This is a genomic window from Streptomyces sp. MUSC 14 (assembly GCF_001866675.1).
Taxonomy (GTDB): Bacteria; Actinomycetota; Actinomycetes; order Streptomycetales; family Streptomycetaceae; genus Streptomyces.
On sequence record NZ_MLYN01000054.1, the window covers coordinates 1 to 12434 of the forward strand.

The 12434-nt window shown below is 71.7% G+C and carries 10 protein-coding genes; 4 read left to right on the plus strand and 6 right to left on the minus strand.

From position 1 onward, the window contains the following. The 3 genes from BIV25_RS32230 to glgB form a co-directional block, all read left to right on the plus strand. Positions 1–583: alpha-glucosidase C-terminal domain-containing protein (locus BIV25_RS32230; protein ID WP_177235489.1), on the plus strand; the 583-nt coding region annotated here is incomplete at its 5' end. Between the two features lie 111 nt (positions 584–694). Continuing rightward, positions 695–2068, plus strand: coding sequence for a phosphotransferase (locus BIV25_RS32235; protein WP_071376023.1), 1374 nt, complete (start codon positions 695–697; stop codon positions 2066–2068). Then, positions 2065–4260, plus strand: coding sequence for a 1,4-alpha-glucan branching enzyme (gene glgB / locus BIV25_RS32240; protein WP_071376024.1), 2196 nt, complete (start codon positions 2065–2067; stop codon positions 4258–4260). The genes BIV25_RS32235 and glgB overlap by 4 nt, the downstream gene beginning before the upstream one ends. Here the strand turns inward: glgB and BIV25_RS32245 are convergent. From BIV25_RS32245 to BIV25_RS32265, 5 genes are all read right to left on the minus strand, one after another. After that, positions 4235–6475, minus strand: coding sequence for a UvrD-helicase domain-containing protein (locus tag BIV25_RS32245; RefSeq protein ID WP_177235490.1), 2241 nt, complete (start codon positions 6473–6475; stop codon positions 4235–4237). The two genes, glgB and BIV25_RS32245, sit on opposite strands and share 26 nt — an antisense overlap. A gap of 170 nt (positions 6476–6645) precedes the next feature. Continuing rightward, positions 6646–6990, minus strand: coding sequence for a co-chaperone YbbN (locus BIV25_RS32250; RefSeq protein ID WP_071376025.1), 345 nt, complete (start codon positions 6988–6990; stop codon positions 6646–6648). Then, complete coding sequence (locus BIV25_RS32255; protein ID WP_071376026.1) at positions 6987–7415, minus strand: MerR family transcriptional regulator; 429 nt, start codon at positions 7413–7415, stop codon at positions 6987–6989. The genes BIV25_RS32250 and BIV25_RS32255 overlap by 4 nt, the downstream gene beginning before the upstream one ends. A gap of 29 nt (positions 7416–7444) precedes the next feature. After that, positions 7445–8215 carry a DUF2127 domain-containing protein gene (locus BIV25_RS32260; protein ID WP_071376027.1) on the minus strand — a complete coding sequence of 257 codons (771 nt, stop codon included), beginning with the start codon at positions 8213–8215 and terminating at the stop codon, positions 7445–7447. Between the two features lie 116 nt (positions 8216–8331). Continuing rightward, the gene (locus BIV25_RS32265) at positions 8332–10005 is read right to left on the minus strand and encodes an MFS transporter (protein ID WP_071376028.1); all 1674 of its coding nucleotides are present in this window, start codon (positions 10003–10005) and stop codon (positions 8332–8334) included. Between the two features lie 135 nt (positions 10006–10140). On the opposite strand from BIV25_RS32265, the gene BIV25_RS32270 reads away from it, so the two are divergent. After that, positions 10141–10761: a TetR/AcrR family transcriptional regulator gene (locus tag BIV25_RS32270; protein ID WP_071376029.1), complete on the plus strand. Its 621-nt coding sequence runs from the start codon at positions 10141–10143 to the stop codon at positions 10759–10761. Positions 10762–10860: 99 nt separating this feature from the next. Here the strand turns inward: BIV25_RS32270 and BIV25_RS32275 are convergent, their stop codons facing one another. Continuing rightward, the gene (locus tag BIV25_RS32275; RefSeq protein ID WP_071376030.1) at positions 10861–12270 is read right to left on the minus strand and encodes a cation:dicarboxylate symporter family transporter; all 1410 of its coding nucleotides are present in this window, start codon (positions 12268–12270) and stop codon (positions 10861–10863) included. Positions 12271–12434 lie beyond the last annotated feature (164 nt).

Below are 12434 nucleotides of genomic sequence, written 5' to 3' on the forward strand. Positions count from 1 at the left end.
CACCGCGCTCCTGCTCTCCCTGCCCGGCTCGCCGATCCTCTACTACGGCGACGAGATCGGCATGGGCGACAACATCTGGCTCGGCGACCGCGACGCCGTCCGCACCCCCATGCAGTGGACCCCCGACCGCAACGCCGGCTTCTCGTCCAGCGACCCCGGGCGGCTCTTCCTGCCGACGATCATGGACCCGGTCTACGGCTACCAGGTCACCAACGTGGAAGCCGCGATGTCCTCGCCGTCGTCGCTGCTGCACTGGACCCGGCGCATGATCGAGATCCGCAAGCAGAACCCCGCCTTCGGGCTCGGGTCGTACGACGAACTCCAGTCCTCCAACCCGGCGGTGCTCGCCTTCCTGCGGGAGACCCCCCTGTCGCGGGACGGCGGGGACGACGTGGTGCTGTGCGTGCACAACTTCTCGCGCTTCGCCCAGCCGACCGAGCTGGACCTGAGCCGGTTCGGCGGGCGGCACCCCGTCGAGCTGTTCGGCGGGGTCCGCTTCCCGGCGATCGGCGAACTGCCGTACCTGCTCACCCTCGCGGGGCACGGCTTCTACTGGTTCAGGCTGCGCCGCGAGTCCGTTTAGCGGACCTGCGTGGTTTCCGGCCGGGCGGGGCGGTGGCGCGTTTCCACCGGCCCGCCCGGGGCACGCACAAGGAACACCCCCCGACGACCCCGGGGAAAGGACGTGACGCCCATGGCGGATCCGGTCACCACCCCTTCGCTCCTGGATTCCCTCGCTCCCCTGTTGCGCACCTGGCTGCCGAGACAACGCTGGTTCGCGGGCAAGGGCCGCCCGGTCACCGGGTTCACCCCCGTGGCCGTCACCGAGCTGCTCCCGCCCCACGGCCGCCTCGGCCTCTACCACCTGCTGCTCCGCGTCCACCAGCCGGACCCGGGCGGCCCCGGCGACGTCTACCAGTTCCTCATAGGCGTGCGCGAGGCGCTGCCGCCCCGGCTGGCGCCCGCGCTGATCGGACACGTGGACGAGGGGCCGCTCGCCGGACGCACGGTGTACGAGGCCCTGTACGACCCCCGGCCCGCCGAGGTACTCCTGGAGGCCCTGCGCACCCGGGCCCGCATCGGCGTGCTGCGCTTCGACCGGGACCCGGAGCACGAGATCCGCACGGGGCTGGTGGCCCGCCTGCTGACCACCGAGCAGTCCAACTCCTCGGTGGTGTACGGCGACACGTTCATACTGAAGCTGCTGCGCCGGGTGGTGCCCGGCGTCAATCCCGACCTGGAGATACCGCTCGCGCTGGCCCGCGAGGGCTGCCCCCGGGTGCCCGCGCCGACGGCGTGGGCGCGGGCGGAGGTCGAGCACGAGGAGCCGTACGTCCTCGCCGTGCTCCAGCCCTTCGTGCGCGGCGCGGCCGACGGCTGGGAGCTGGCGCTGCGCGAGCTGGCCAAGGGCGAGGACTTCGTCGCCGAGGCGCGCGCGCTGGGCCGGGCCACCGCCGAGGTGCACACCGCGCTCGCCCGCGCCCTGCCGACGGTCACCCTCGGACACGCCCAGCTCAGGGCGCTGACCGAGGGGATGAGGCAGCGGCTGAGGGCGGCCGTACAGGCCGTACCGGCGCTGCGCCCGTACGAGGTCGGGCTGCGGCGGGCCTACGCGGACCTGGACCGGCCGGCCGCCGGGGGCCATGCCTGGACCGCGCAGCGGATCCACGGCGATCTGCACCTCGGACAGTGTCTGCGCGCGGCGGACGGGACCTGGTCGCTGATCGACTTCGAGGGCGAGCCGGCCCGGCCGCTCGCCGAACGGCGCCTGCCGCAGCCGCCGGTGCGGGACGTCGCCGGGATGCTGCGCTCCTTCGACTACGCGGCCCACTCGGTGCGGCCGCCCGCACCGGACTGGGCGCGCGGGTGCCGGGCCGCCTACTGCGCGGGGTACGCGCAGGTGACGGGCCGCGATCCGCGCACCGACGCGGTGCTGCTGCGGGCCTTCGAGACCGACAAGGCGGTGTACGAGGTCCTCTACGAGGCCCGGCACCGGCCCGACTGGCTCCCCGTACCGCTCTCGGCGATCCGCCGGCTCGCCGCGTCCGACCAGGAGGCCCGTCCGTGACGAACCGGCACACCGTCCCCGCCGCCGTGGACCCCGCCGACCGCGAGCGGCTGCTGCACGGCGTCCATCACGACCCGCACGCGGTCCTCGGCGCCCATCCGGTGCCGGGCGGTGTGGTGTTCCGGGCCTTCCGGCCGTACGCGCTGTCCGTCACCGTCGCCGCCGACGCGTTCGAGGCGGAACTGCACGACGACGGGGACGGCTTCTTCTCCGGGCTGCTCCCGCTCACCGAGGTCCCCGTCTACCGGCTGCTCGTGGCGTACGAGGGCACGACCTTGGAGACCGAGGACGCCTACCGGTTCCTGCCCACGCTCGGCGAGCTGGACCTGCATCTGATCGGCGAGGGCCGGCACGAGCAGCTGTGGCGGGCGCTCGGCGCGCATGTCACCGTCCACCAGGGTGTGTCCGGCACCCGGTTCGCGGTGTGGGCGCCGGACGCGCGCGGAGTGCGGCTCGCGGGCGGTTTCGACTTCTGGGACGGCACCGGGCATCCGATGCGCTCGCTGGGCTCCTCGGGGGTGTGGGAGCTGTTCGTGCCGGGCCTCGGCGAGGGCGAGCTGTACAAGTTCGAGATCACCCGCCCCGACGGCTCACGCACCCTGCGCGCCGATCCGCTGGCCCGCCGCACGGAGGCCCCGCCCGCCACCTCGTCGATCGTGACCGCCTCCCACCACGAGTGGGGCGACGCGCGGTGGATGGCGCACCGCGGGGACCGGCCCGTGCACGAGGCGCCGCTGTCGGTGTACGAGGTCCATCTGCCGTCCTGGCGGCCGGGACTGTCGTACCGCGAACTGGCGGACCAACTGCCCGCATATGTCGCCGAGTTGGGCTTCACCCATGTGGAGCTGATGCCGGTCGCCGAGCATCCCTTCGGCGGCTCCTGGGGCTACCAGGTGACCGGCTTCTACGCCCCCACGGCCCGGCTCGGCACGCCGGACGACTTCCGGTACCTGGTGGACAGGCTGCACCAGGCCGGGATCGGCGTGCTGATGGACTGGGTGCCGGCGCACTTCCCGCGCGACGACTGGGCGCTGGCCGAGTTCGACGGGCGGCCGCTGTACGAGCACCACGATCCGCTGCGGGCGGCGCACCCGGACTGGGGGACGCTGGAGTTCGACTTCGGCCGCCGGGAGGTGCGCAACTTCCTGGTGGCGAACGCCGTGTACTGGTGCGCGGAGTTCCACATCGACGGGCTGCGCGTGGACGCCGTGGCCTCGATGCTGTACCTGGACTACTCGCGCGAGCCGGGCCGGTGGACGCCGAACGAGCACGGCGGCCGGGAGAACCTGGACGCGGTGGCCTTCCTCCAGGAGATGAACGCGACCGTCTACCGGCGCTGCCCGGGGGTCGTCACCATCGCCGAGGAGTCCACGGCCTGGGACGGGGTGACCCGGCCGACGGACACCGGCGGGCTCGGCTTCGGACTGAAGTGGAACATGGGCTGGATGCACGACTCGCTGGAGTACGTCCAGAAGGAGCCGGTGCACCGCAAGTACCACCACCACGAGATGACCTTCTCGATGGTGTACGCCTACAGCGAGAACTACGTCCTGCCCATCTCCCACGACGAGGTCGTGCACGGCAAGCGGTCCCTGGTCTCGAAGATGCCCGGCGACTGGTGGCAGCGGCGCGCCGACCACCGGGCCTACCTCGGCTTCATGTGGGCCCATCCCGGCAAGCAACTCCTCTTCATGGGGCAGGAGTTCGCGCAGGGCGCCGAATGGTCCGAGGCACACGGCCCCGACTGGTGGCTGCTCGACCCGGCGTACGGCGCCGAGGCCGACCACCGGGGCGTACGCGACCTGGTCCGGGACCTGAACACCCGCTACCGCGCGGCCCCGGCGCTCTGGGAGCGGGACACCGACCCGGCGGGCTTCGAGTGGATCACCGGAGACGATGTCCACGCCGCCGACGACAACGTCCTCGCGTTCCTGCGCCGCTCCGCCGACGGCACCCCGCTGCTCGCCGTCTGCCACTTCTCGCCGGTGGTGCGCGAGGACTACCGCCTCGGCGTCCCGGAGGACGTACCGGCATGGGTCGAGGTGCTCAACACCGACGCCGCGCACTACGGCGGCAGCGGCGTCGTCCACCCGGACGTGGTCAAGCCGGAGCCGCGGGACGCCCACGGCCGCCCCGCGAGCATCCGGCTGACCCTGCCCCCGCTGGCTACGGTGTGGCTGCGGCCGGCGTGAGCGCGTCGGGCAGGGTGTCCGTGTAGAGCACCCCGAGCCGCTGCGTGGCCCGGGTCAGGGCGACGTAGAGGTCGCTGGTGCCGTAGCGGGCCGGTTCCACCACCAGGACCGCGTCGAACTCCAGGCCCTTGGACTGGCGGGGGTCGAGGAGGACGACACCGCGGGTGAGGTCGGGTTCGGCGGCGGCCGTGACGCCGTCGAGGCGGGCGGCCAGCCGCCGGTGCAGGTCACGCGGGGCAATGACCGCGAGGCGGCCCTCGTCGGGGGTGAGTTCGGCGACCGCCTCGGCGACCGCGCCGGGCAGGTCGTCCGCGGCCCGGCGCACCCACGGCCGTACGCCTGTCGAGCGGACCGAGCTGGGCGGCTCGAAGTCCGGGTGCTCGGCGCGTACGACGGCCGCGGCCAGCTCCATGATCTCGGCCGGGGTGCGGTAGTTGACGCCGAGCCGGGTGTGCTCCCAGCGGTCCTCGACGTACGGCGCGAGGATGTCCGACCAGGAGCCGACCCCGGCCGCCTCCGCCGTCTGGGCCGGGTCGCCGACCAGGGTCATCGAGCGGGTCGGGCTGCGCCGCATCAGCAGCCGCCAGGCCATCGGCGACAGCTCCTGCGCCTCGTCCACGATGATGTGCCCGAACGCCCAGGTGCGGTCGGCCGCGGCCCGCTCGGCGGCGCTGCGGTGGTCCGCCTCCTCGTGCCGCTCGGCGAACCGCTCGGCGTCGATGATGTCGTGCGCGGACAGCACCTCCGACGATTCCGGATCACTGTCCTCCTTGTCCTCGAACTCGTAGGTCCGGGAGGCGTACGACACGTCCAGCACGCCCTGGGCGTAGGCGACCTGCGTCTCGCGTTCCCGCTCGGCCCGGGCGCGGGCGAAGCGGTCGTCCTCGCCGAGGAGTTCGGCCGCCTCGTCGAGGAGCGGGACGTCGGCGACGGTCCAGGCGCGGGTCACGGGTCTGCGGATCGCGTCCGCGTCCGCGTCGGGCAGGTGGTCGTGCGGCTCGGCGAGGAAGTCGGCGACGAGGCGCTGCGGGGTGATCCGGGGCCACAACCGGTCGACGGCCGACCAGACTTCGGGGTTCTCGGCGAGTTCGTCGCGGATCTGGGTGATGTCGGAGGCGTCGAGCAGGCTGCTGCCGTCGTAGGGGTCGGTGCCGACGCGCTCGGCGTACAGCTCGGTGAGGGTGTTGAGGATATGGCCCTCGAAGTGCTCGCGGGCCTCGTTGTGCGGCAGCTTGGCGGCGCGGGTGCGCTCGCGGGCGACGCCGACGAGACCGTCGTCGAGCATCAGCACCTCGCGGTCGTGCTGGACGGTGATCACCGGGTCGGGCAGGGCCTGCCGGTCGCGGACGGCGGCGGCCAGCGCCTCGGCCATGTCGGCTCGGCCCTTCACGGCGGCCGCCTCCGGGGTGTCGGCCGCGGTGGTCTTCACGCCGGGGAACAGCTCACCGACGGTGGCGAGCAGCACGCCGGTCTCGCCGAGCGAGGGCAGCACCTCGCCGATGTAGCCGAGGAAGGCCGGGTTGGGGCCGACGATCAGCACGGCGCGGCGGGCCAGCAGCTCGCGGTACTCGTAGAGCAGGTAGGCGGCGCGGTGCAGCGCGACCGCCGTCTTGCCCGTCCCCGGGCCGCCCTCGACCACCAGCACCCCGCGGTACGGCGCCCGGATGATCTCGTCCTGTTCGGCCTGGATGGTCTGCACGATGTCGCTCATCCGGCCGGTGCGCGCCGAGTTCAGCGCGGCCAGCAGCACGGCGTCACCGCTCGGGTCCTCGTGCCCGGTGCGGGTGGTGTCGCCGAGGTCCAGGATCTCGTCGTGCAGCGAGGTCACGGTCCGGTCCTCGGTGGTGATGTGCCGGCGGCGGCGCAGGCCCATCGGGGTGTGCCCGGTGGCGAGGTAGAAGGGCCGGGCGACGTCGGCCCGCCAGTCGATCAGCACCGGGGTGTGCTCGGCGTCGTCCTCGCGCAGCCCGATCCGGCCGATGTGGTGGGCGGCTCCGTCGGCCAGGTCGATCCGGCCGAAGCAGAGCGAGCCGTCCACGGCGTTCAGCGCGGCGAGCAGCCCCGAGCGCTCGGCGACGAGGATGTCCCGCTCCAGCCGGGCCTGCATGGGCTTGTCGCCCTGGGCGAGCGCGTCCGTGACCGAGGTCTCGGTCTCTCCGCGCAGTACGTCCACGCGCGCGTACAGTCCGTCGATGAATTCCTGCTCGTTGCGCAATTCATCGCCCGGATATTCGCTGTTTGACAATTCCACTCCCGCCCGGATATACTCTGCTCAGTGAACTTCTTCGCGACATCGCAGGATTGAAGTCGCGAACCACCGAATATACGCAGAGAAATCCCCCGAGCGCAATTGCCCGGGGGATTTTTTGGGTGCCCGGCTGTTCCTTACCGTACGTCGTCCAGCACGTCGGCCAGCTCCTCGCGCAGGCGCCGCCTGGGCCGCGCCCCCACCATCGCTCTCACCGGCTCACCGCCCCGGAACAGCATGAACGTCGGCATCGACAGCACCTTGTAGGCGTTCGTGATCTCCGGATTGGTGTCCACATCCAGCTGTACGACCTTCAGCCGGCCCTCCTCCTCGGCCGCGAGTGCGCTGAGCACCGGGCCCATCTGCCGACACGGCGGACACCAGTCGGCCGTGAACTCGACGAGCACCGGCAGATCCGACCGCAGCACCTCCGCCTCGAAATCCGTGTCCCGCACCTCGGCCACGCCCGCCGCGTTGATCACCGCTGCTGTCCTCCCAGTTCGCACCCGGGCTCCGGACCCCCCGGAACCAGCGCATCGGCTGCCAGCGCGTCCCGCGCCTCCTCGGCCCGAGCCAGCTGCCCCGCGACCGTCTCGCGCACCGACCGCAGCTGCCCGATGAGCGCGTCCAGCTCGGCCAGCTTGCGCCGGTAGACCTGCAGCGACGCCGGGCAGGAGTCGCCCTCCGGGTGCCCGGCCCGCAGGCACTCCACGAAGGGCCGCGTCTCCTCCAGCTCGAACCCGAAGTCCTGGAGCGTCCGGATCTGGGCCAGCAGCCGCAGATCCCCCTCGTCGTACGTGCGGTGCCCGTTGCCGTCCCGCCGGGCCGGCAGCAGCCCGCGCGACTCGTAGTACCGCAGGGCGCGGGTCGTGGTCCCGGCCCGCGCGGCCAGCTCACCGATTCGCATGCCCACGACGGTAGGCGTTGACGCCGGGGTCAGGGCAAGACGGGCACCCCCGCCGACTCCTCGACCTCCATCAGCGACGCGCTCTGGCGCTCCTCCTCGAAGGCCCTGGCTCCGCCCCGGAGGCCGAAGAGGCGTTTGGCGACGGCGATGTAGAGGACGGCCAGGATGTTGAGGACGAGGGTGGCGATCTTCAGATAGCTGACCTTCTCGGTGAGTTCGTAGATCTCCAGGGGGAGGAACGCGGCCGTCGCGACGACCGTCAGGTACTCCGCCCAGCGCTTGGCGTACCAGAGGCCGACCGCCTCGACCAGCTCGATCAGGGCGTAGGCCAGCGCCAGGCCGGCGACGATCATGAGCGTGGAGTGCTTGTAGCCGAACGCCTTCTGTATCGAGCCGACCACGGGTGAGTGGTCGAGGTCGTAGTGGAAGTGCCTGAAGACGGGGCGCAGGACGTCCAGGTATTCGTTGAAGAGGCGGCGCACCGCGTCCTGGCTGTTGCTGAACTTCCAGACCGCTATGGCGACCAGCACGATGAACACGCCGCGCACCAGCCGCTCGATCGCGAGGAAGCGCAGGATGAACAGGTCCCGCAGCACCTTGCCGCGCGGCACCAGCGGGGCGTCCGCCGCCGGCCCCGAGCCGTGCGGCTCGCCGAGCACGAAGTCGCCGCAGCGCAGACAGCGCCAGGCGTCCCCGAGGGCGGTCCCGGCGTGCAGCCGCGGCCGCAGCGTGGGTTCGTCGGGCGCGTAGGTCGTATGCCCCTTGCGCGCGCAGGTCCGCCGGTCCCAGTCGATCTTCATGTCCCCCGAGCCTCCACTTGCCTGTGCCTGATGTGCCGTCTGTACGGACGCCACACGCGAACGTGCCGTTCCGAATGATCCGGAGCGGCACGTTAGCGGACGCGGGGAAGAAGTGCTCAGGCGGCGGCGCTGTCCGCCAGTTCCCTCTCCTGCTCCTTCACCCCGGGCGCGGGCTTTTCACGGCGCGGGAGCAGAACGGCCACCAGGACGGTGCCGATGCCGAGGATGACCGCGCCGACCAGGCTGGTGTGCGCGACGGCGTCGGAGAAGGAGGAGCCGACCGCGTCGGCCATCTGCCGGGCGCCGGCGGCGAGTTCGGCGGCCTGCTGCTTGAGCTGCGCCGCCTGCCGCGGGTCGGTGCTGTGGGCGGCCTGCGTGCCCAGCTGGTTCGCCTTCTCGACGATGCCCTGCACGACCGCGTACCCGGCGCCGACCGAGTCCTGCGCCGTGTCCAGGGCGCTCGCCGGGAGCTTGCTGCCGGCCGTGGCGTCGCTCAGGTGGTTGCCGTACGACGTGGCGAGCAGCGAGCCGAGGATGGCGATGCCGAGCGAGCCGCCCAGCTCCAGCGAGGTGTCGTTGACCGCGCCGCCGACGCCCAGTTCGGACTCGGGGAAGGCGCCCATGATGGCGTCGGTGCAGGGTGAGAGCGCGAGACCGATGGCGAGGCCCAGAATGATCAGGGGGGCGAGGAAGTCGTTGTACGTCGAGCCCGCGTCGACCCGGGTCAGCAGGGCGAGGGCGGTGGTGCCGCCGACCATGCCCGCGCTGACCGTCCACTTCATGCCGACGCGCGGGGTCAGGAAGCCCGTCAGGGCCGAGCCGACGAAGACCGCGCCGGCCAGCGGGAGCATCCGGACGCCGGTCTGCAGGGCGTCGTAGCCGAGGACGAACTGGAGGTGCTGGGTGAGGTAGTAGAAGGCGCCGAAGACGGCGAGGAAGAACAGGGCGACGGCGAGGTTGGAGCCCGCGAAGCGACGGTGCGCGAAGCGGCGGACGTCCAGGATGGGGCGGGGGTGGCGCAGCTCCCAGAGGACGAACGCCACCAGGCCGGCGCCGGCGACGACCGCGGCCGCGATGGCCTTGGCGTGCCAGCCGAAGTGCGGGCCCTCGATGATCATGTAGATGAGGGAGCCGGTCCACAGGACGGAGAGCAGGCCGCCGACGTAGTCGATGCGGTCGTGGTGACCGGCCTTGGACGGCGGGATGAGCACGAAGGCGAGGACGATCGCGACGGCCGCGATCGGCACGTTGATCAGGAAGGTCGAGGACCAGCCGTGGTCGCGCAGCAGCGCGCCCGCGACGACCGGTCCGGCGGCGATGGCGAGACCGGCGGTGGCGGTCCACAGCACGATCGCCTTGGCGCGCTCGGCGCGCGGGAAGGTCGCGGCCAGCAGGGAGAGCGTGGCGGGCATGATCAGCGCCGCGCCGACGCCCATCACGGCGCGGGCCGCGATGACGGTCGTGGAGCTGTCCGCGAGGTAGCCGAAGACGGCACCGCCGCCGAACACGGCGAGGCCGAGGACGAGCGCACCGCGCCGGCTGTACTTGTCGCCGATCGCGCCGAGCAGCAGCATCAGCGCGGCGTACGGCACGGTGTAGCCGTCGATCACCCACTGGAGGTCGGCGCTGGAGAGCCCGAGGTCCCTCGTCATGTCGGGTGCGGCGACCGTGAGGGCGGTGTTGGCCATCACGATGATCAGCAGGCTCAGGCAGAGCACGAGCAGTGCCCACCAGCGCCGGGCGTACGGGCGCTCCATCTTCTCGACCGGTTCGGTCATGACGAGTCGCATGGCAGGGGTCGCCTTCCTCGGATCGCGACGGTTGGTGCGGAACGGTGCAAACTTGCACAGTGACGTGCAATTGCACAACCATGTGTAATGTACGCCGCTGCACAGCGGTGTGCAAATCACGGAAGGGCGTGCAGAATGACTGCCATGACCACGGGTAACAGCCGCGCCGACGCCAACCGGCGCCGCATCCTCGACGTCGCCCTCGCGGAACTGCTGCGCGACCCCGACGCCTCCATGGACCAGATCGCGCGCGCCGCGGGGGTCGTACGGCGGACGGTGTACGGCCATTTCCCCAGCCGTGAGGCGCTGATCAGCACGCTGGTCGACGAGGCCGTCGCGGCGCTGGCGGACGCGGACGCGGGCGCCCGCAAGGAGGTCGCCGACCCGGCGGAGGCGGTGGCCCGGTCGGTGCTCGCGATCTGGGAGATCGCCGACCGCTACCGGCTGCTGGTCGCGCTCGCCCAGCGCACGGTCACCGTCCAGGGCATCCGCGAACGCCTCGCCCCGCTGCGCGCGAACAAGGTCCGGCTGCTGGAACGCGGGCTGGACAAGGGCGTGTTCAGTTCACCGCTGCCGGCCCCGGCGCTGGCGTACGTGCACGAGCAGCTGCTGTTCGCCGTGATGGAGGCGGTGAACGACGGCCTCCTGACAGCGGCGGAGGCGGGCCGCTCGGCCACGGTCACGGTCCTGACCGCGGCGGGCGTACCCGCCGCGGCGGCCGGCGAGCTGGTGGCGCGGGTGAGCGAAGAACCGTAGGAAGCGAGGAGCGGGCGAGGCGGACATGCCGGATGCCCGGCCCCGGTTCAGGCGGGGCCGGGCATCCGGAGTCTCTTTCGCGGTCAGGCCGGGATCACATCAGGCCTTGGCCAGCTCCTCCTCGCGCCGCTCGGGCGCCTCGGACGCCGTCCCGTGGCCCTCGTCCATGAGTGTCGTCTCGTCGAACGGCAGCTCACCGGCGAGCACCCGCTGCACCCGCTCCTTGTCGATCTCCTTGGTCCAGGTGCCCACGAGCACCGTCGCCACCGCGTTGCCCGCGAAGTTGGTCAGCGCGCGGGCCTCGCTCATGAAGCGGTCGATGCCGACGATCAGACCGACGCCGTCGACCAGCGCGGGCTTGTGCGACTGGAGGCCGCCGGCCAGGGTCGCGAGACCGGCGCCGCTGACGCCCGCCGCGCCCTTGGACGCCAGCAGCAGGAAGAGCAGCAGCGGAATCTGCTCGCCGATCGACATCGGTGTGCCGAGGGCGTCCGCGATGTAGAGCGACGCCATGGTCATGTAGATCATGGTGCCGTCGAGGTTGAACGAGTACCCGGTCGGCACGGTGATGCCGACGACCGGCTTGCTGACGCCCAGGTGCTCCATCTTCGCGATGAGCCGCGGCAGCGCGGACTCGGAGGAGGAGGTGGACAGGATCAGCAGGAACTCACGGGCGAGGTACTTGCACAGCGAGAAGACGTTCACCCCCGCGACGACGCGCAGAATGGCGCCGAGCACCACGAAGACGAACAGGACACAGGTGAGGTAGAAGCCGAGCATCAGCACGGCGAGGCTCTTGAGCGCGTCGAGGCCGGCCGAGCCGGTCACGGCCGCGATGGCGCCGAAGGCACCGACGGGCGCCAGCCACATGATCATCGCCAGGATGCGGAAGACGAGCCGCTGGATGTGCTCGATGCCGCGCAGCACCGGCTGCCCGGCCGGGCCCATGGCCTGGAGGGCGAACCCGGCGAGCAGGGCGATCAGCAGCGTCTGGAGCACCTCGCCCTGGGTGAAGGCGGAGACGAACGTGGTCGGGATGATCGACAGCACGAAGTCGACGGGCCCCAGCGCCTTGCTGTCCACCTGGGCGTGCCCGGTCTGCCTGAGCGCCTCGGTCAGGTGCAGCCCGTCGCCCGGGTGGAGCACGTTGCCGACGACGAGCCCGATGGCGAGCGCGACCAGCGACATCACGAGGAAGTAGCCGAGGGCGATACCGCCGACGGCGCCGACCTTGGCGGCCTTCCGCACGGACCCGATGCCGAGCACGATCGTGCAGAAGATGATCGGCGAGATCATCATCTTGATCAGGTTCACGAACCCGGTACCGAGCGGCTTCAGCTGGACGGCCGCATCGGGCCAGACGAGCCCCACGGCGATGCCGAGCACGACCGCCGCGATGACGGCGATGTACAGGTAATGAGTCCGGTCCCGCTTCACGCGGGGTACGGCTGGTGCCGTATCGGGGGTGCTGGCGGCCACGGCTGCCCTCCTTGACGTCTTCGTCGGCATACCGGCGTGCGGCTCACGTCCGGGCGTTGTGGGGGATGCCGTGACTATCTCCCGGTCTGTGAGGGCGGTCACCCTTCCGTTCATTTAGTTCACGCTTAACCGAGGGGGCACACTGCTGACATGCGCGTTCCCTCCCGTTATGTTTTTCGCGGTCCTGCAAGAGG

What these genes read in the sequence shown, in the direction of transcription:
- BIV25_RS32235 (WP_071376023.1), top strand. Translation starts at nt 695, where the DNA reads ATGGCGGATCCGGTCACCACCCCTTCGCTCCTGGATTCCCTCGCTCCC.
- BIV25_RS32255 (WP_071376026.1), bottom strand. Translation starts at nt 7,415, where the DNA reads ATGCGAATCGGTGAGCTGGCCGCGCGGGCCGGGACCACGACCCGCGCC.
- BIV25_RS32260 (WP_071376027.1), bottom strand. Translation starts at nt 8,215, where the DNA reads ATGAAGATCGACTGGGACCGGCGGACCTGCGCGCGCAAGGGGCATACG.
- BIV25_RS32265 (WP_071376028.1), bottom strand. Translation starts at nt 10,005, where the DNA reads ATGCGACTCGTCATGACCGAACCGGTCGAGAAGATGGAGCGCCCGTAC.
- BIV25_RS32270 (WP_071376029.1), top strand. Translation starts at nt 10,141, where the DNA reads ATGACTGCCATGACCACGGGTAACAGCCGCGCCGACGCCAACCGGCGC.
- BIV25_RS32275 (WP_071376030.1), bottom strand. Translation starts at nt 12,270, where the DNA reads ATGCCGACGAAGACGTCAAGGAGGGCAGCCGTGGCCGCCAGCACCCCC.